Consider the following 19,836-nt stretch of genomic DNA (forward strand, 5'->3'; position numbering starts at 1 on the left):
TCCTGCTACCTGGTACTGAGCGGCACAGAGTAGTTCTCCCGGTGGTTGCCTGAAAAGACTTCCACCACCCAATCGAGCGGTGCAGGCGCGGACACTGGCGCAGCCGAAGCGTCCAACGCAGGCGCCGAAGGAAGAGGTGGAGGAGCAGGAATCATGCCGGCATTCCAACCTGGTGTCTTCACGGCTGCCAATGCCTCTTGCTTGGGAGCCAGAGCGCTGGCCGGCAACAAATCATTCTCTCCAACACCTGAGAGGTGGCTGACTCGACGGCTCAGTTTGCTGCGCAAACTCAAACGTATCTTGCCGCCCTCTGCAGCTTCAGTGATAAGCTCTGCTTGCTGTGGAGTGACAGCTAAAGTCAATCGACTCTGATCGCTGTTTTTCAAATTGCGACTTTCGAGCGCAGCTTTGGAGTTAGCCAGAAGAACGCGCACATCCTGACAGACAGTCTTTGTGAAACGTTTCCCTTCTTTGGTCATGATCGCCAGCACATCGACATTGTCACCACAGGCGATGTTGTGATCTACCATGGCCTCATCATCGAGTTTCAAACTCAATGCCACTTCATGAGTTTCAAGATTCGATGACAACGTGTTTTTCTGCGCAAACAACTCGTCGGAAGAAATTGGTTCACCCATAGGAATGAAGAATTTCGTCACTTTGCCGACAGCCTGTTCTGAGCTCGTGAGCATCTCCGGAGTTACGTAACGCTCAGGAATTTCTACATAATGCAGACTGCCGAAGTTGATGCGAGAACCAGCCGGTAAATCGACACCAGCACCAACAACGGTGACGGTCAGCTTTTTGGCCGGCGTTCTGTTCATCATCATCTTAGCGATGCCGACTCCAACGAGAACAACCATGAGCACAAGCATCAGCATGGCAGCCGCACTCATCGACTTGCGCGAGTTGCCGGACTGCGCACGGTCCTTGAAAAGCGCTGGAACGTCTGGGGCTGAACTTGGTGGCACGTCGATTCTCCTTGACTAATAAACGACTTCTTGATTGGCAACAGCTTGTTCGGTAATGATGGTGTCGAGGAACGGCACGGGCGGTCCATCTGGACCCATCCAGACATTCATCTGCCCGCGCTTGGCCGGATTACCAGGGAATGGACTACCGATGAAAACAAATGGATATTGAATTCTCACGCCGACAGTACCGGCAGGCATGGCGATCGAACCGTCATCCCACGGCAAAATTGACACGGTCGAGCCTGGTGGCAGATCGCCTGATGTACCCTGTGGTCCCGACAGCAGATGTCCCGCTGCAAGCGCCTGGTAGACAGGAGAATTGACATTGATCGCCTGACCGGAAACAGTAAAACCCCGCAAGTAATCTCGACTCGCGGAGTTGGATAAGTCGGGCATGCGGCTTGCCATGCGTGCACCTTCTTGCACCGACATAGTAATTATTTGCTTTGTATAAAACGAACGTCCGAAGTAAATGATTCCGAAGATGAACAGCATCAGAAGCGGCAGGCACAAAGCAAATTCAACCATTGCTTGACCGGACTCAGATCTTCTTGCTCTTTTCGGATGCATCACTTTCTTATCAGTTTCACTTGTGATCTCGGGACAGACTCTACTCGATCACCCACGGTGTGGCATTGGGATTGATCATGCGACCGGGCTGAGGAGTTGTAGTACCGCCATAGTTGATAGAGTTCTGCACGTTGTAGATCATGTCTCCGCAGATGAAGCCGAGCGATCCAAGCGCTACCATGCATAACGCCGAAACACAGCCAAGACCGAGAGCATACTCAACCATGCTCTGTCCACGCTGACTTCTCTTCGTGATTTCAACTCTCTTCGTTCTAGAATGCTTAGCTTGGCGCTTCGAATTCATTTTCTTCTCCATCCCGCCGGCAACAGGCGCCGTCATGCGGCGCCGCACCAGCAAGATTATTAGTTGATGTTCCAGGGGGTAGCAGATCTGTTAACCATAGGTGTGAAGTTTCCAGACTTCTGACCCCCATAGTTGATAGCCTGTTCGATGCCCTTAATCATGTCACCGCACATGTCGCCCAGTGAGCCGAGCGCCACCATGCACAGTGCTGTGATGCATCCCAGACCGAGCGCGTATTCGACCATGCTCTGACCTGATTGCTTGCGACCTTGCTTGCGAGTCATTAGTTTTCCCCTCATTAATAAGTAGTTTGATATAAATTGCCGGACGAATTCAGAAGTTGAGAAGAGAATCAGACAATCGAACGCTTATTGCGATTTATTCTCAATTCCCGAATGCGCTAAGGATAATAACCAGCAAAATCAAAGTCAATTGTCGATGGCTTACCGAAATTAGTGTATCGATATGGAATCTGCCTTTCTAGCTAAGCCCCTGGTAGGGATTGAGCGCTTTCCAAGCCCGCCAAAATCATTTCTAATATTGTCTGCTTAATAAAATCAGAGCACCCCAAAAATCCCTGTTTGCCGCTCCCTGCAGGTTAGCCTGGCGACCTACTGAGGACATGCAAGTGGTATACATCTTGGAATCCACAGGCGGAGGCTTTTGTAAAGCAATGATAACAATCGCAATAAGGGACTTCCGATCTTGCGAGTATTATCATCTTTTGGGCTCTTTCGAGCGCCGAAAGCATCGCACAGACGGCCGTCCGGCAATTCTCACTTCAGGCGTCTCGATTCGCAAATCGTTCTCCTGAGAAGTTCAATGTGCAGAAATTTCCGCAGCGCTATTTGGCGCCCACTCTCTCCAGAGCCTTACCTGACAGAGCCGCCAGCGTCTGTTGGTTCAATCGGCGCTTAGAAGCCATCAGATCACGCTCTGATTCGACAATAATTTCTTCCAGATAGCGCAGCGATACTTTGCGCTGGCTGAAGATTTCCTGACGCTTCTTGAGCATCTTGGGCATCATCTTGCAAGCATTAAGCGCACCATGCAGCCAGGGCACAATCTGCGCGCCACGCACTGTGACAACGGCAAGATAATAAAGCTGCCAGTACAAAATCTCGGGCAAGAACTTCCACAGCAACGGCCCTGGAATGTTTTTGACAATAGTATTCAAATTATTTTGTGAAGACAATCGAACCACGAGCGGGCTGTAGCCACTGCCTGTAGTACCGCAGCCGAGGTGATAGACGATGGCAGACGGCACGTAATAGCACTTGAATCCTGCATTTTGTGCTCTCAGACCGAAATCGACGTCTTCAAGATAGGCAAAATAATCGTCATCAAGGTATCCAATCGCATCGAACAATTCCTGGCGATAGATGGCAGCGCCACCGCAGGCGCCCAGTATGTATCTCGGCTCGTCAAAACGTCCTGTATCTCTCTCCCGATGCCCGATTCGACCAGGCAAGCCGCCTCGTCTGTAACCATCACCGGCACCGTCAAGCAGTTTATGATCATCGTAAGCCAACATCTTACAGCCGGCACTGCCGATCTCTGGATGCTCGCGCATGGCTTTGACAAGCTCAGACAGCCAGTTTTTATCGACGATCGTGTCATTGTTCAAAAGAGCCACGAACTCGCCCTTTGAAGCTCTGATGCCATGATTCACGGCCGGGCTGAAACCGGTGTTGACTTCAAAAGTAATCAGTCGAACTTGCGGGTAGTTTTCTCGCAAGAAGTCCACCGAACCGTCTTTGGAACCGTTATCGACGATAATCACTTCCAGGTTCTGATAAGACTGTGCAAGCAGCGAGTCAAGGCATCCTGCCAAAAACTTTTTGCCATTCCAGTTAGGAATGACGACACTTACTAACTCTGGTGTAAATTGCGGCACAGGATGTTCACTGATGACGACGTGCAGACATTTTACAGATTCTGCACCGGTAAATCTCGACAACCTACTAATGTAACGACCAATTCGATACGCTCAATGAGCCGTATATAATAGAAAGTCCCCAAAGCAAAACGCTCACACTCTGCAGCACGAGAGAGCCAGAGAGGCTTTTATTTCCGCCAAACTATTATTCGTCACACTGGAACCGATTTCGAAGAGCATGGCCGGACCTGCGATTCGAATGATCGAACTGGCGCGACAACTGGATGACGAGTTCGACATTACTGTCTTCAGTCCATACGGCGGCGAGCATAAATTTCAACTAACAGAAACAGATAAGTTTCACGTAATCGTTGGCGCCTCCAGAAGCGAATTGATGGAACTGGCAAACAATGCCGAAACTATCTTCGTGCAAGCCAACGTGCTCAAGCAATATCCGCGCCTGGCTCGATTGAACAAATATTTGATTGTCGACTTGTACGACCCATATCTGTTTTCACTGCTCGTTCAATATCAAGATGACCCTGTCACCGCATCGAGCAGCTACCGGCTCATGCATCAGGTCCTGGAAAAGCACATGCTCGTTGCAGACTTTTTTCTCTGTGCTTCAGAGAGACAAAGAGACTACTGGATTGGCAGATTTTGCGCACTCGGTCGAGTTGATCCGGGTATGTACCGGTTCGATCCCTCTTTGCGAAAACTCATTGACGTGGCAGCCTTCGGACTATCTGAAAAGTCGCCGGAAAAAAGTGGCCAGGGATTGCGCGCCGATTTTCCAAAAATCGAAGCGAAAGACTTCGTGTTGCTCTGGGGCGGCGGCGTGTGGGATTGGTTCGACCCGCTGACTGTGATTCGAGCAGTGAAAGAAATAAGCGCCCACCGCAAAGACATCAAGCTGGTCTTTATGGGCATAAAGTCACCCAATCCAAAAGTTCCCCTTATGCAAATGGCAGTCAAGGCCCAGGCGCTCGCTGAAGAGCTGGATGTCTTGAATAAAAACGTCTTCTTCTCAGACAAATGGATACCCTACGAACAACGAGTCAACTACCTTCTGGAAGCGGATGCAGCCGTATCAGCGCACTACGACTTGATAGAAACCAGATTCTCTTTCCGCACACGCATTCTCGATTATCTCTGGGCCGGACTGCCGATTCTAACGACGGGCGGAGATCAACTGGCCGAGATGATTGACGCAAACAAAGCCGGTATAGCCATCGATTACGAAGACGTGAAAGGATGGGTGGCAGCGATTGAAAAATTAGCAGACGACCGCGATCTGCGAGAACTGTGCGCCAAAAATTCACACAAGCTCGCCCAGCAATTCCACTGGTCGAAATCGGCTCAACCGCTGCGTCAGTTTTGCACAGCGCCTTACCACACACCGGCATTTGAAAAAGTGACCATGCCGTCGGTGCTGGAGCGAGCACATGCGGTTTACTCAAGAGGCGGAAAAGAACTGGTTCTCAAACGCATCAAAGAACTTTCCAAAGATCTTCTCAAATAAAGCAAGAATCGAACGCGCAGGCATAGGCCCGGCACGTCTGCATGAACTATCCTAGAGAAGGCGGTCAGAGAACAAGATTTTGCACACCAAAACCAACAGATTCGCCAGAAGACTAAAAGCATGACGACTGTAACCTACTCGCTAGACGACAATCAGCGCCTGACCGAGCGCGTCGTACCGCCGCATCTGGACGGCAGTCCATGGCTGACGTTCGAGCAGCAACGGGCACTGCACATCTACGATGATTTGAGTCGCACGATGCGTCGCATGGCCAAGAAGCCAAGCGCAGAGCGAGTACACGAAGCGCGCGTCACTTTACGAAGATGGGATTGCATCTGGAATGTGCTGGAAGCCGACGGCTGGGCTACAAAAAAATATTCAGCCAAAGTCGGCAAAGAGCTGAAGAAAATTAGGCGTTTGCTGGGCGACCTGAGAGACTGCGACGTCAATATAGAAATTGCCGAATCACTCGGCGCCCCTCGCGAAATCATTGAAAAATGGCAGGCGGAGAGAAAATCCATCGCTCGAAAAACGAAAAAACAATTGAAAAATCTAGAAGTCGACAAGTTGTTGAAACGTCTGAGCACCTTCCTCTTACGACGCCCCGAAAAACTCAGACATGTAGTGGAAAAAAACGGGGAAAACGAAACTGACTCTGCTTATAACCACCTCGAGCCATTCGTCAGGAATCAAGAGGAAATCGCGCGCCAACTTGCAAACAGCGCTCGAAACCCCGAAGAGTTGCATGCCCTGAGGCTCAGCATCAAAGCCTGGCGTTACCTGCTGGCTGAATTTTATGGTTTGACCAATCTGCAACTGGTCCGAGCCCAACAAATACTGGGCAAATTGAATGATTTGCACAGAGTTGAAACATTGTTGACTGCTACCCAGAGTCCGCTTGCCAACGAATCTCTTAGCAAGTCTAACGAGCAGCGAGAAAAACTGTTAGATGACTTCACAGAGTTTCGAGAAAACCTTCCATACGGGCTGAGACCAACAATTTCGTCAGTAGTCGAGAAGATAAAAACCAATTGAAATTATAACTAATCCTGAAACTGCCTGATTTATTGGTGTTGGCGCCATAATATGTAGTCATAAGCGCAACGTCGGCAAAATGCGAAAGTGCCAGGGAAGTAACAGATGACTATTAGAAAGAAGCTAACCATCCTCGGTTCGGGTTCGGCGGGTCTGACTGCTGCTATCTATGCGGCTCGAGCCAACCTGGAACCTCTCGTAGTCCAGGGACTGCAAGCCGGTGGACAGCTCACTATCACTACCGAAGTCGAAAATTTCCCCGGTTTTCCTGATGGCATCCAGGGTCCAGAGCTTATGGAAGAAATGCATAAGCAAGCTGAAAGATTCGGCACACAATTTATCTACGACAACGCTGAGTCGGTTGACCTGAGCAAGCGTCCTTTTACAATTCGCACAAGCGGCGAAGAAATCGTCACAGACACGCTTCTCATCTGCACAGGCGCCTCAGCCAAACTACTCGGGCTCGAGTCTGAAAGCAAACTGATGGGTCATGGAGTCTCTGCCTGCGCCACCTGCGATGGATTTTTCTTCCGCGACAAAGAAGTATTTGTAGTCGGAGGCGGCGATACTGCCCTCGAAGAAGCACATTTCTTGACGAGATTCGCCACCAGCGTCACGATCATTCACCGACGCGATAGCTTCAGGGCATCGGCAATCATGATCGACCGGGTCAAACGCAATCCCAAAATCAAATATATTCTCGATTCTGCGCTTGTAGACGTCAAAGATGTCTCAAAAGGCGAAGTAACTGGTATCACAGTCAAAAATTTGAAGACCGGTGAATTGCAAGATCATCCTGCTGACGGCGTATTCATCGCCATCGGGCACAAACCCAACACAGATCTCTTCGTCGGTGGACCACTGGAATTGTCGGAAGCCGGCTACATCAAGACCGACGGCGTCAAGACAAAAATCAAGGGCGTGTTCGCAGCAGGAGATGTTCAGGACGAAGTCTACCGACAGGCGGTAACTGCGGCTGGTTCAGGCTGTATGGCCGCACTGGAAGCACAATGGCTGATCGAAGCCGAAGAAGCAGAGTCGGAAAAAAAAACTCAATTAGCTGAAGCCGTGGGTCACGCGTGAACGCGTCAGTCAGAGAGCGTACTTCAGAGCGAATCAAGAGCCTGGCACTGAACCACTCGTGCGCCAGGCATCCGCTCTTCGCGCGCTTAAGAAAAGACAGATTCGATCTGCCGCAAGTGGCAGCACTGTTGCGCAACTATGATGCGCACGCATCTGTTCTGCGTCGGTTACTGCTGAAAGCGGCGACCCTTATGCCGGAGCCTGCCGTCGGTTTCATTCTAGAGAACGTACGCAATGAATACGGGAATGGTGACTACAACAAAGCACATCAATGGCAACTAAAGGATCTGGCACTACAAGCTGGTGTCACAGACGATGCCTTCAAGGCAGCAAAGATTGAACCCGGAACGAAGAAATTCATTCAGACGGTGCCCAGGTATTACGATCCCAAACCGGCATCTGCAGCCGGGTTCATGAGAGCGGCAGTATCTGCTGGTGCCATCACCGCCACCGAAATACTTGCACTGGAAGAATTCAAAGCGCTGCAAACGGCCTTTGAACAATTTGGGCTCGAGCACCATATCTGGTTCGACCATGTGCGAGTAGAAGCAGAACATACTGACGAATCGATTCAACTGGCGGAATATTTCATTGACCAGCACAATGCAGTCAGAGCTGTTGAGCATGGCTTGAATGGAGTTCTGGAAGCAAATGTCTATCTGTACGATGGGCTGCTCAGCTCCCTCTCCCAAAATGCGACCTGACACGCTAGTTCTAGAGCGATCCAATTCGGTGTGAAACTGAGTTAAGGCTCTCTCAATTGGTAAGCCTTATTCTAGCCCCAGGAACAAGAGAAAGCCTGTGTAATGCACGTTGCCATGGTATTGCGTCAGTTCTCGCCTTTTGGCGGTCTTGAACTGTACACATTTGAATTAGTCAAAGGTCTTTTAGATCGCGGATTACGCGTCACAGTAATCTGCGAAAAAGATGACACCAACTACCAACATGAAAAGCTAAACGTTATCAATTTCGCAGCCCCTCCCCGTGGAGCAAACAAAGCCGACAAGATCAGGCACTACTTTCAAGTTGCCAGTGCTGCGGTGGCTGAGTCTGGACCATACGATCTCATACACTCGCAACACTTTCCCATCAGACAGGTTGACGTAGTCACGTTTCACAACCACACAATATTCAGGCTGACGGAAGTTGGGCAACGCTGGGAGCAACTGCTCAATCTAATCAAGGTGAATACATCGCAAGCGTACAAGTTACGCGACCAGCACGACAGAGAGCTATGCCACCAGGCCCGGTGCTTGATATTTCCAGCAAAAGTTTGTATGGACGACTTCAAAAGACACTATGAACTGGAAAATAAGCATCTGGCCATCGCGCATCCGGGCGCCTCTACAGAAGTGCCACTGGTAAAAGTCCATTCCATCGAGCCAGGCCAGACCTTCAACTTTCTCTTTGTCGGCAAGGGCTACCGCAAGAAGGGTCTGGACGTGCTGCAGCAAGCTTGCAAAATTGTCGCTTCCCACAAAAAGAACTTCAAATTGCAAATAGCCGGACTGAAGCTAAAACCGCAAGACAGAGCGAGATTAGCGCTTGCCGGGCTAACGAAGCACGTCGATTATCTAGGCTTTCAAAAAGACATGAATGCGGTCTATCAGAAGTCATCCTGCATAATCTTGCCTTCACGTATAGAACCATTCGGCATGGCACCAATCGAGGGCATGTTGCGCGGACTCATACCTATAGTCAGCCGTACCTGTGGAGTAGCAGAAGTGTTGAGCGACGAGAAAGATTCACTCATCCTCGAAGATCACCTGAAAGTTCAAGAGCTGGCAGCTCTAATGGAGAAGTTGATAGACAATCCCGACCTCTGCCATAGACTCTCGCTGGCTGCGCTGGGAACTGCTCAAAAATTGAATTGGAACCAGACGGTTGAAAGTACCATCTCAGCCTACAACGCAGTTTTAAGCACGTCCGTTTCAAACAGATAAGGGCACAAGGAGGTCACAGTGACCGAACGCACAGGCAGCAAAACCAGGCCGAACAGACTCGTAAACGAAACGAGCACATACTTGTTGCAACACGCCTACAATCCGGTCGACTGGTACGCATGGGGACCGGAGGCGCTGGAGAAGGCCAGAGTGGAAGATAAACCGATCTTGCTTTCGATTGGTTACGCAGCCTGCCACTGGTGTCACGTCATGGAGCACGAGTCGTTTGAAGACGAAGCCACTGCCAAGATGATGAACGACTACTTCGTCAATATCAAGGTCGATCGAGAAGAGCGTACTGACCTCGACGAAATTTATATGAAAGCGGTACAGATGATGACCGGACATGGCGGCTGGCCAATGACTGTGTTTTTGACGCCGGAATTGAAGCCATTTTTTGGCGGCACTTACTTCCCGCCTCAAGACAGGCATGGATTGCCTGGTTTCAAAAAGCTGCTGACAGGATTACACCAGGCATGGGAAGAGCAACGTCCGGAAATCTTGAAGAGTTCTGATGAATTGACAGGACACATGCGATTGATGGACGAAATCGCCAAGCCTGATGTTGAGCCTTTGTTGAACGAGAACTTGCTTGAACTGGGTACAGACAAACTGAGTCGAATTTTCGATCATATCTGGGGCGGATTCGGCAACGCGCCCAAGTTCCCACATTCATTCAGCCTCAATCTGGCAATGCGCTATGCGGCACCATCCAGCAAAGGACGCCCTGCTCGCAAAGAAGAATGCGTTGAAATCTACAAGACAAGCCTGGACCGAATGGCCTATGGTGGCATACACGATCAGATTGGCGGTGGGTTCGCGCGTTATGCGGTAGACAGGCAATGGCTTGTTCCCCATTTCGAGAAGATGCTCTACGACAATGCTCTTCTGTGCAAAACCTACCTCGACGGATACCTGCTGACCGGTCGCACTTATTGGGCTGATGTGGCGCGCGGCATTCTGGAATTTGTTTTACGCGAATTGACTACCGAAGATGGTGGTTTTTATTCCAGCCTGGATGCGGACAGCGAGGGCGAAGAAGGAAAGTTCTATGTCTGGGATCCACAACAAGTGGAAGCGGTCCTTAACACTGATGCAGAATGGTTCAGCGAGGTTTTCGGCGTTACGAAACAGGGCAATTTCGAGCACGGAAAGAGCGTATTGCATCTGACAAAATCACCTGAAGCGCTGCAGGAGAAATTCAACCTTTCAGAATCGGAATTCTGGATAAAGGTTCGCGACTGCTCCGTCAAGTTGATGACGGAGCGAGCCAGGCGCGTGCGTCCAGGTCGTGACGAAAAGGTGTTGACGAGCTGGAACTGCCTGATGATCACAGCTTTTATCGAAGGATATCGCGTACTGAAAGAACCGAGATATCTGGATGCGGCTCAGCGCGCGACCGAATTCATTTTCACCAACCTGGTCAAAGACGGGCGACTATTGCGCACCTGGGGTCAGGGAAAAGCCAAGCTGAATGGCTACCTTGACGATTACTCCTATTTTGTTCAAAGCCTGCTCGATCTGGCAGAAGTTGATACCAACCCAAAATGGTTGCAAGAGGCGGAGCGCCTGACCAGAGTAATGCTCGATCAATTTGGCGACACTGAATCTGGTGGCTTATTCTACACAAGTGCAGACCATGAAGAGCTCGTTACCCGACCCAAAAGTCACTATGACGGCTCGATTCCGTCAGGTTCGTCAGTGGCAGTCTTTGCTCTGCTGCGCCTCTCGAAGCTAACAAACAACAAAGATTATGAACATAAAGCGGTCGAGCTATTGAAGCTATATGCTCCTTTCATGACACGCGTGCCAGATCAATTCTCGAATTTCCTCTGCGCGGTCGATTTCTATCTTGCCGGGGAAACAGAGATAGCCTGCCTGTTCAAGTCAGGATCGGAAAGCGACGATGCGCGCAAGCTGCTGTTTGAACTGTACGCGCACTATATTCCGAACAAAGTTGTTTTATGCCACAACGAAAGTAAGAGTTCGACTCTTCCTCTCGTGGAAGGGCGAAAAACGCTTTCAGGGGCGCCGACCGCGTATATTTGCTCCAACTACACTTGCGATGCACCGGTTGCGGACCCAGCCAAACTCAGTGAGCGTCTAAAGGAACTGGCGGGCAGATGATTACGGCGTAGTTGGCTTGACGGGCGCCGCCGGCACTACATCAGAAGCTGGCTGTTTGGTCGCATCCGGCACTACGTCAGGATGCTTCACCACATCCGGCACCACCAACTGAGAGGAGTCTTGTCGGAGATAGAGTTTGACGCGCTTATCAATGCCAGGTTCAAGAGCAAGAGCCCTCTTGCGATACGCCTCTGCTTCTTCTGTTTTGCCTTGCAACTTAGCGTATCCGTAAGCCAACCATTGAACTTCGGCATCATTGGGATCAGTCTTCTTGAGCAATTCCAACCGAGTGCGTGCCTCCTGCGGTCTGCCAAGCTCAAGACAGGCGCGAATAAACAGCTTACTGGTTAGTGGACCAGGTCTTACTTGCATAGCTCTCGCAGATGCGGCGTAAGCATGCTGCAGCACTTGCGGCAAGCCGCAATCTAACGCTGCCTGTGCAATCGGCACTAAGAAATCCCCGTTGGCTGGTTCCAGCTTTACCCCGTCTTCGAGAGACTTCAAAGCACGCATCGGTTCATGCTCCGCAAGGAGAGATTTACCGTTCAGCAAATACAAAAATGGGTCAGTAGTAATGTACTTACTGGCCAGCGTAGACTGCGTGTAAGCAGCCGGTAAATTACCAGACTTAGCGTAAGCCTTAGCCAGTTGTGCATGATAAATGGCCATCTCCTCTTCGCTCATCTTGCACTGCGCGCCGATAGTCAGAGCAGTCTCTAACTCCTTGCAAGCTTGCTGATAATCACGATTCTGGAAAGACACATAACCGTTGATAACATGTGCTAAAAAATCATCTTTCTTCAATGCCAGAGCTTTAGCCACTTCAGTCTTGGAAGGTTCCACCAAATTGCGCTCAAGCAAGTAAGCTGCATAATATGCGTGCGCCCTTGCATTGTCTGGATTACGCTTGATTTCAGCACGCCAGAGGCGTTTGTCGGTCGACCATTCTGTTTCACGCCAGACTGTCAGCGAGATAAAGGCGAGCAAAATTACGCCAAACCCGATCGCAGTCTGCTTGAAATTCTTCATCGCCAGGTGCGTTATGCCGACACCCGCAATCATGCAAAGACCCGCCAGCGGCAAGTAAAAGCGCAAATCAGCACTGATTTCCCCCTGGGGCAAGAAAATCCACGGACAAAGAGTGAGCAGAAACATCAATGTACCGATGCGAATCAATGGATGCTTCTGAACAAAGCCTGCTACACCGATAGCAACCACAGCCAGCGCACCAGCTATAGTGCCTGGATCACTGAAACCTGCAGATGCAACAAACGGAGGATAGACACTCATACCAAAAGGAATCAGGCTACAGCGCAGGTAGTAAAGCAAGATCATCTTGAACTGCGTCGCCCAATATACCTGCGAAAAAAGCGGCACCAATCCGAAGCTGCTGTCTATCTTGGGTGGTACCCCCGCGGTGATCGTATAGCAGGCACAAATACCAACGAATAAAAGCGCAATGATCTCCCAACTTCTATCCAGGAGCCATTCTTTCGAAACGACATCTGCGGGCTTGAGAAGAACGATCAGACCGGCAGCGAAAAACGGCAATGTCAAACATTGGGCATTGGAAATTATACCTATGCCTGCGAAAACGAAAAAACACAAGTAAGCAAGGAGCGCCTTAGCGATTCTTTCTTCATAAAAACCATAGAGAAAGAAGTTAAGCGCCAGGAAATAATTGACCGCGCCCAGAACGCCTTCGCGACCCGAAACATAGGCAATCGACCCCGTCAAAAGTGGGTGCAAAGCGAATAGACCAGCAGTTGCCGCGGCGAAATAATACGGATCAACCTTCAGCTTTGCATCTAAATTGAGGCGCCACGCCAATCTAAAAGTGAACAGGTAGAAGTACAAACAACTAAAAACGTGCAAACAGATATTTACGGCATGCGACCATCCAGGCGCAAAACCGAAACTGCTACTGTCCCACGCATATGTGGCTCTGAGCCAGGGCAGAGACATCGGAGCACTGAAACCGGAGACGAGCAGATTCAACCAGAATGCGGATTTATCTTTCAGTGAGTTGACAGCAGCATAATTCAACTTGTCGTTGAAGACGTAGTCTGATGTCATCGAATAGGCATAAGTGAGCAGAATCAAAGTTAAAAGAGCAAAGCAGCTTCCCCAGATAATCACCCACTTGGGTTTAGGACCTGAGGGCTTGGAAGCCGCTGAGGTAGCAGACGCAACTGCTACTTTCTTTGGAACCCGACCGACTTTTTTTGCTTTTGCCACTATCTATGCTCCGTTCAGGCAGTTAATTGTTGCCTACACTGGCCGAGATTTGACCAAAAAGTCTGCAGAAAAGTCGCGCAGAAGAAAAGCCATTATCGTAGAACTGCGACTTCTCGCGTGGCAACTGGGTCAATGAAGCCATTTCTTTATCCATTAGAAAATAAGCCTCATACAGATCCGCCAGTTTGATTTGCTTCTCGCCTCGACCGAGCGCATGCGCCTTTGCGTAGGTGATTCCGGAGAGGAAGTTGGCAGCCAAATTGTTGAAACCGGCGATCATAGAAAGCCCGCTCATTGCTGGTCCGCAAAAGGTCTTGGAAAAAAGTTTGTGATAAAGGTAGCGTCGAATAAATTGATCTACTTCCGGCTCGAAGGCATTTATTTTGTAATTGCGCGCTTTGTCCAGACTGATGATGCCGAGGTCTGGAATAAACATCTTTCCTTGCAGCACCGTCCTTAGTGCAGCCTTAATTACTGTTGGTTGAGTAAGAGGACTTTTTGTAGACGTGGCCCACTCGGTGGCGTACTGCTTGCGAAGTGTTGTCCATTCGTTATTTCGAAAAGCAATCAAGTTGAAGACCAGATTCTCGAAGACACCAGGCACTTCATTCAGCCAGCGATCGACACTCGGCTTGAAGTCATTGATCGCGGTGAGATCGGCATTGGACACCTTCAATCGAAGCGCTTCGGCAAGAATATCGGTGACCGCTAAAAACAGATGAAAGATATTGGGAAATTCATCAGACTGAATCGCCCGCATTATCCGCGCTTCTATGAGCAAGTATTGGTCCCAGGACAATGGCACACCCGAAACCAAATTAACATCGTATTGAACACTAGCCAGATTCTCAGCAGTGATGGAATCGGCATAGGAAGCCACTTGCTGTGAGGCGCCCTGGGCGCGTTCTTGCTGCACTGCAATGTGCCAGGTGTGCTCGAGTTGCTCTCGCTGCTCACTCAGTAACTGCCCGATGTTGCGCACAGCAGCCATACTGTTCATCGCCACACCGACATAAATACCCGACGGTGTTGGCACGAAAGTATAGGGAAACAACTTGCACATACCAGGCTTTTTCGGCTCACCCAGGGTGGAGTGAATCGAACACAAATTATCGATGAGAAAGCTGCACTCCCCATGTTCGTTGGTTTTTGTGTGATGAGGATAGAGCGAAAGTCCTGCTGCGTATTCTTTCTCAGAATGAGTAAAAAGCTCCTTGCCCGCCAATTGAGGATAGTGCGAACCCCAATCGACATCTTTGATGCGCTGATAATCGGCTTCAGTCAATCCGACAGCGTAACCGGTGCAACACCGGCCGCAGCCCTGGCAGTTGTAGCGGATTCCTTCTGGAATGCGCAGCGGCAATTGACCGGCATTTTGACTGCCCGGCTCCAGGTTTTGATGGTTTGAATTGTCGATGCTCTCAGTCATGTCAAAACTTGGGGCGCCCGCTTTCGATCCATTCTTTCAGAGATGGCGGTTCCATGGCTCCTGCTGATTGCTTGTGCTCTTGACTGAAATACCCCGCCAGCAGCTCATTGTATCGAACTTGGTCATTTTCGGTGATTTTAGCCACCTTTGACCTTGAATTGGCTTTCTGCGCCGTTACTCCGGCGTGTGAAGCCTCGCCAGCTGCCTTAGAAAGCGTAGATTCGGGTATTGAGCCGGAAGCGGCTCGGTCCGAGACAACCGCTGAGGAGGGGGAACCGGCAGAGACAGTTGATGATGATGCTGCTGTTGAAGAAGAAGATGATGATGATGAAGTTGTTGCTGGTATCACATCTGGTGTCTGAGATGACGACACTGCTGCTGGAGACTTTACGGCGGTCGATTTTAATGACGATGCCAATGCCGTTCCAGCCTGTGTAGATGCCGCTCCAGCCTGAGTGGATGTTGCGGTGAAGCGCAATTTGGATTTTTCGGCTCGTAAAGCATTTTTCGCAGCAAGAGTTGACTGTAACTGTTGTTGAGCCTGTCTTGCTCGTATCAGTTCGTTTAACTCATTTCTCCGAGTATTTACCACTATAAACTTGGAATACTGCGGCGGAATCCTGTTCAAATCAGCCATCGCGCCGACATAGTCGAGACGTTGAACCCGTTGCGCGGACCTGGCTAGATAGACATCGTTCAACAAAGCCAACTGATCGTCATCGAGCTTGTGATTGAGAGCCAGACGCTCCAAACAGGTTGCCGCCTCGTCGAATTTATTTTCCTTGCAAGCTTGCCGCGCCTGATCGACAACGTATTGATTAGAAAAACCGCTGTACGATTTCTCGAATCCTACTAGAAAAAATGAGATCGCTCCCACCGCGATCAGAGCGATGGAGACCAGGGGCAGCGCCACCACGGGTTTGCTGAGACTGGGGTGAAGTCGTTCGAGCCTAGACTTCCCTAAAGTCCGTTCCAGCACAGCAGAATCTGCCCTGAGTTCCAGCGCCGAACCGCATTCCTGACAGAACCTGTCGTCTGCAGCGATTTCAGCCTGACATGCCGGACAGGCAGGAAGGGTCTTTTTGAATATGCTTGATATTTGCGAATTCAATACCAAAGATATCCCTTGGAATGCACAGCCTGCGCGGGTTTTCGCGCTTTCAACAGCTTCAGTTTAGCACTTTGCAAAGAAAATACTGGACGAGGGCGTGGTTCGCGAAATGGACCAGTGCGAATGGTAAGATTTACATCTCGCAACCACGGTCGTAAACGTCATGAACAGCGAACTAGAAGCCGCAGAAAGAGCTGAATTCATCCAGTCGGTTAAGTCCCTTCTAATCCCACTCTGCCTCTTTCTGGCGTGCGTGATTATGGCAGCCGGCGTTTTCCTCATATACAACCATGAACCACTCGGATGGGCCTTCTCCCTGGTCAGCACGCTGATGATCATCTCGTGCATGGTGGCATTTATTCGCTTTCAAAATAGCTATCGCGCTCGCGGCATTCTCAAACACGGCACCGATGCTGAAGTCATTCCAGCCGAGCCGGTGGCAGAGAATTCTACTGAATTGACGCCTGTAGCCACCACAGCTGAGCCATCGGCGGTTGCGGAAAACTCAAATGTCGTCGAATTCAAGCCAAACAAACAACGACAAAATCAATAAGTTTGATGCTGAGCGGCTTTCGGCGGTGATGACAGCGGCGGCTCAGAAGACAACTGTGGTCTGAGCGCTCTCAATTCCTGCTGCGCTTCTTCTTCAGGCGTGCGGCCTGGCTCTTCAGAGGAGTTAGCCCACATGCGTTTCAATTTGAGCGCCGCAATTTCATTCTGGGGCTGAACACGCACAGCGTCTTCAAGCGTCGCCATTGCACTGGCTTTGTCGCCGCTCAGCATCTGACTGATGGCTAGATTGTTATAAGCGGCAATCAAGTTGGGATTAAGTTGAATCGCTTCCTTCAAGTAGCGAGCCGCTTCAGCATTGTTTCCCGAGGCGGTCAAAGCCACACCCAGATCATTTAGCAGTTCCGGTCGAGCCGGGTTTTTCAGATCGCATTCCGATACTGCCTTTTTGTACATCTCAACAGCGCGCCCCATATCACCAGCCAGCGCCGTTCGTCGAGCCTGCACATGCGCCGTACTGACAGCAGCTGGAGCGCCCCTGTGCACATGGAAAGGCAATACCGTATCAGCTGTGCGCAGCAGAAATTCTGCCACCACTGAGCGCGCACCAAATGCGGAGAAGATTGCCAGAGCCAGAGACACGCTACCCAGCAAACACAGTTTCCAGGAGATCGGATTGCTGTCCTCGCAAATCTTTTTCTCGCGCATCCACTGCTGAACAGACGGATCTCCCTGACTGCCCGACTCAACTACCGGATAGCCTTGAGTGGTCCGGCCCTGAACAGAGACGTCCTCAGTTTGCTCCTGCGGCTCAGGAGAGGAAGCAACAGAAACGGCGCCGCCAAGAGCAGCGCGTTCAAGTGTTTTCGGACTTTTAGGTGGAAGTGGCCTCATAAGGCGCAGGTCCAGCAGATGCCGGACCCACAATATCTTTCTAGCGTTTCGAGAATTGAAAACGTTTACGAGCGCGTTTACGTCCATATTTTTTGCGCTCTTTGACTCGAGCGTCTCTGGTCAACAGACCATCTGTGCGCAAAACTGGACGATTCTGCGGAGCTGCTTCCGCTAAAGCTCTGGCGATGCCGTGACGAATGGCACCAACTTGACCGGCGATGCCACCACCCATGACGGAGACGAGAACGTCGAAACGTCCCATCGCATCAGCAGCCTGGAACGGTGCAAAGATTTCTTTGCTCAGTCCATGTCTGCCGCCGACATAATCTTCCATGGTGCGGCGATTGATCGAGACTTGACCGGTACCTGGAATGAGGCGAACGCGAGCTGTCGCGGTCTTTCTTCTGCCGGTGCCGTAGTACTGAATAACGCTGGTCATCTAAAACTTCTTCCTCTTGGAATTGGTGATTGTCTTTTAGCCGATCTTGTAAGGCTTTGGTTGTTGAGCTTGATGCGGATGCTCTGCTCCTGCGTAGACATTCAACTTGGTGAACTGATGGTCGCCAAGTCTGGTGTGAGGAAGCATGCCCTTGACTGCTCTCTCGATTACAGCAGCAGGACGGCGTTGACGCAACGCTTGTAAACTTTCAACCTTGTGTCCACCAGGAAATCCTGAGTGACGGTGATAAACCTTTTGCACTTCTTTCTTGCCCGACACTTTGATTTTTTCAGCATTGATAACGACAACAAAGTCGCCACAATCAACGTGAGGGGTGAATTCAGGCTTGTTCTTACCACGAATGATATTGGCAACTTCAGTAGCCAAGCGACCAAGCGTCACACCGTCGGCATCGATCAAATGCCACTGTCTTGGTAGTTCTTCAGCCTTCGGACAATAAGTATTCACGAGCGCTCTCCTGGACAACTCACTTAAGAGTCTAATTCAAATAATGCGTAATCTTCTGGATATTCTACAGAGTTCAACGTCAAACCCCAAGAGGGCGCCGTCGGACCGGCGAGACTACGATCGCCAGCGTTGAGAGCCTCTGCCAAACTCTCAGGCGCTCGTTTGCCGAGCCCTATCTCTACCAGGGTCCCAACAATTATGCGCACCATATTGTACACGAAGTGATTTGCGGCAATCCAGAACTCAAGCCGGCCTTCACCTAAATTCAACAATTCAGCCCGGCTGACATCACAGATGCTCGATGTTTTATCAGCATTTGTGGAACGGAACCCAACGAAATCATGAGAGCCAAGAAGCACAGTGGCAGAGGCTTTCATCAATTCCAGGTCGAGCGGCCGATAAACGAAGAAATGAGTTTCTTTTAACAACGCCGATCGCTGCGGACTGTTCAAAATTCGATACACATACTCACGCTTTCGAGCGCTGAAACGAGCATGGAATTTTTCGTCAACCACCTTAACGGCAGTGATACTAATATCGGACGGAAGAATTCCATTCAAGGCCCAACAGAAACGCCACAAATCAAGCTCAGCTTCGGCGACATCGAAGTGCACCACTTGACCGGCAGCATGTACACCGCGGTCGGTGCGCCCACTGAAACCAGCTTTGGTCGGCACTCTCAAATAGGTGCTCAATGCTTTTTCCAGTTCATGTTGCACCGTGCGCACGCCCGCTTGATACTGCGAGCCGCTGAACGATTTACCGTGATACTGGATTTTGGCTGCGATGCGCATTGTGCTCTAGTAGCTCTAGCAAAAAAGCAACTGCAAATAGATGCAGTTGCTCATAGCAAATAGAACGAAAAACCTTAGACGAGTTGGATGATCGCCATCGGTGTATTGTCACCGCGACGAGGACCAGCCTTGAGAATGCGAGTGTAGCCACCTTTGCGATCTGCATAACGAGGTGCCACTTCATCGAATACTCGAGCAACTACATCACGGTCATAGACATAAGCACTGACCTGTCTGCGCAAGTGCACAGCACGAGCCACTTGTTTAGCCGCTTCGACGTCTCCACCTTTAGCCTTGTCGTAGAGAGCATGATGATCTTTCAAGTAGCCTTTTTTGCCCTTGGTGATCAACTTCTCTACTTCAGGTTGCACGGCCTTCGCCTTGGCGAGGGTCGTTGTGATTTCGTCGTAGCGCAACAATTCAGTTGCCAGGGAGCGCAAAACAGCTTTGCGCTGATCTGCAGGCCGTCCTAATTTATTGCCAGGTACTCTATGACGCATGATTGTTGGTCCTTAC

20 protein-coding genes are annotated in these 19,836 nt (G+C 50.3%); 7 read left to right on the forward strand and 13 right to left on the reverse strand.

All coding sequences use genetic code 11. The features are described from left to right. Nucleotides 1-5: 5 nt before the first annotated feature. The 5 genes from cpaB to EKK48_06760 form a co-directional block, all read right to left on the reverse strand. Nucleotides 6-971, reverse strand: coding sequence for a Flp pilus assembly protein CpaB (gene cpaB, locus EKK48_06740; protein ID RTL44941.1), 966 nt, complete (start codon nt 969-971; stop codon nt 6-8). Between the two features lie 15 nt (nt 972-986). Beyond that, the gene (locus tag EKK48_06745) at nt 987-1,544 is read right to left on the reverse strand and encodes a pilus assembly protein (GenBank protein ID RTL44942.1); all 558 of its coding nucleotides are present in this window, start codon (nt 1,542-1,544) and stop codon (nt 987-989) included. A gap of 40 nt (nt 1,545-1,584) precedes the next feature. Next, complete coding sequence (locus tag EKK48_06750; protein ID RTL44943.1) at nt 1,585-1,848, reverse strand: hypothetical protein; 264 nt, start codon at nt 1,846-1,848, stop codon at nt 1,585-1,587. 59 nt (nt 1,849-1,907) lie between these two features. Further along, a complete protein-coding gene (locus EKK48_06755) occupies nt 1,908-2,132 on the reverse strand; it encodes a hypothetical protein (protein ID RTL44944.1) in 225 nt (74 codons plus the stop codon). A gap of 560 nt (nt 2,133-2,692) precedes the next feature. Continuing rightward, a complete protein-coding gene (locus EKK48_06760) occupies nt 2,693-3,829 on the reverse strand; it encodes a glycosyltransferase family 2 protein (protein ID RTL44945.1) in 1,137 nt (378 codons plus the stop codon). A gap of 136 nt (nt 3,830-3,965) precedes the next feature. On the opposite strand from EKK48_06760, the gene EKK48_06765 reads away from it, so the two are divergent. From EKK48_06765 to EKK48_06790, 6 genes are all read left to right on the forward strand, one after another. After that, nucleotides 3,966-5,249, forward strand: coding sequence for a glycosyltransferase (locus tag EKK48_06765; GenBank protein ID RTL44946.1), 1,284 nt, complete (start codon nt 3,966-3,968; stop codon nt 5,247-5,249). A 120-nt stretch (nt 5,250-5,369) separates the two neighbouring features. Continuing rightward, on the forward strand, nt 5,370-6,284 hold the full coding sequence (locus tag EKK48_06770) for a CHAD domain-containing protein (protein ID RTL44947.1): 915 nt from the start codon (nt 5,370-5,372) through the stop codon (nt 6,282-6,284). 105 nt (nt 6,285-6,389) lie between these two features. Continuing rightward, nucleotides 6,390-7,367, forward strand: a complete 978-nt coding sequence (trxB, locus tag EKK48_06775; GenBank protein RTL44948.1) for a thioredoxin-disulfide reductase — start codon at nt 6,390-6,392, stop codon at nt 7,365-7,367. Then, a complete protein-coding gene (locus EKK48_06780) occupies nt 7,364-8,071 on the forward strand; it encodes a hypothetical protein (GenBank protein RTL44949.1) in 708 nt (235 codons plus the stop codon). Before trxB ends, EKK48_06780 begins: the two co-directional genes overlap by 4 nt. A gap of 102 nt (nt 8,072-8,173) precedes the next feature. Then, nucleotides 8,174-9,310, forward strand: coding sequence for a glycosyltransferase family 1 protein (locus EKK48_06785; GenBank protein ID RTL44950.1), 1,137 nt, complete (start codon nt 8,174-8,176; stop codon nt 9,308-9,310). A gap of 18 nt (nt 9,311-9,328) precedes the next feature. Then, nucleotides 9,329-11,437, forward strand: coding sequence for a thioredoxin domain-containing protein (locus EKK48_06790; GenBank protein RTL44951.1), 2,109 nt, complete (start codon nt 9,329-9,331; stop codon nt 11,435-11,437). On the opposite strand, the gene EKK48_06795 is transcribed toward EKK48_06790, so the two are convergent. Genes EKK48_06795 through EKK48_06805 form a run of 3 tightly spaced genes read right to left on the reverse strand, consistent with a single transcriptional unit; the run spans nt 11,438 to nt 16,215 of the window. Then, nucleotides 11,438-13,675: a hypothetical protein gene (locus tag EKK48_06795; protein RTL44952.1), complete on the reverse strand. Its 2,238-nt coding sequence runs from the start codon at nt 13,673-13,675 to the stop codon at nt 11,438-11,440. It lies immediately after the preceding gene. 22 nt (nt 13,676-13,697) lie between these two features. Further along, entirely contained in the window at nt 13,698-15,104 is a 1,407-nt protein-coding gene (locus EKK48_06800) for a YkgJ family cysteine cluster protein (protein ID RTL44953.1), read from the reverse strand. 1 nt (nt 15,105) lies between these two features. After that, nucleotides 15,106-16,215 (reverse strand): hypothetical protein, encoded by a 1,110-nt coding sequence (locus EKK48_06805; GenBank protein RTL44954.1) that lies wholly within the window; start codon nt 16,213-16,215, stop codon nt 15,106-15,108. A gap of 163 nt (nt 16,216-16,378) precedes the next feature. Here EKK48_06805 and EKK48_06810 point away from each other — a divergent pair, with 163 nt between their 5' ends. Continuing rightward, nucleotides 16,379-16,768 carry a hypothetical protein gene (locus EKK48_06810; GenBank protein RTL44955.1) on the forward strand — a complete coding sequence of 130 codons (390 nt, stop codon included), beginning with the start codon at nt 16,379-16,381 and terminating at the stop codon, nt 16,766-16,768. Here the strand turns inward: EKK48_06810 and EKK48_06815 are convergent. The 5 genes from EKK48_06815 to EKK48_06835 form a co-directional block, all read right to left on the reverse strand. Continuing rightward, nucleotides 16,762-17,706, reverse strand: a complete 945-nt coding sequence (locus tag EKK48_06815; protein ID RTL44956.1) for a tetratricopeptide repeat protein — start codon at nt 17,704-17,706, stop codon at nt 16,762-16,764. The two genes, EKK48_06810 and EKK48_06815, sit on opposite strands and share 7 nt — an antisense overlap. Then, nucleotides 17,660-18,058 carry a 30S ribosomal protein S9 gene (locus EKK48_06820; GenBank protein ID RTL44957.1) on the reverse strand — a complete coding sequence of 133 codons (399 nt, stop codon included), beginning with the start codon at nt 18,056-18,058 and terminating at the stop codon, nt 17,660-17,662. Before EKK48_06820 ends, EKK48_06815 begins: the two co-directional genes overlap by 47 nt. Nucleotides 18,059-18,094: 36 nt before the next feature. Further along, the gene (locus EKK48_06825) at nt 18,095-18,544 is read right to left on the reverse strand and encodes a 50S ribosomal protein L13 (protein ID RTL44958.1); all 450 of its coding nucleotides are present in this window, start codon (nt 18,542-18,544) and stop codon (nt 18,095-18,097) included. Between the two features lie 5 nt (nt 18,545-18,549). Further along, nucleotides 18,550-19,320 carry a tRNA pseudouridine(38-40) synthase TruA gene (gene truA, locus EKK48_06830; GenBank protein ID RTL44959.1) on the reverse strand — a complete coding sequence of 257 codons (771 nt, stop codon included), beginning with the start codon at nt 19,318-19,320 and terminating at the stop codon, nt 18,550-18,552. A gap of 74 nt (nt 19,321-19,394) precedes the next feature. Beyond that, complete coding sequence (locus tag EKK48_06835) at nt 19,395-19,820, reverse strand: 50S ribosomal protein L17 (GenBank protein RTL44960.1); 426 nt, start codon at nt 19,818-19,820, stop codon at nt 19,395-19,397. Nucleotides 19,821-19,836: the final 16 nt, after the last annotated feature.

Source organism: Candidatus Melainabacteria bacterium (assembly GCA_003963305.1).
Taxonomy (GTDB): Bacteria; Cyanobacteriota; Vampirovibrionia; order Obscuribacterales; family Obscuribacteraceae; genus PALSA-1081.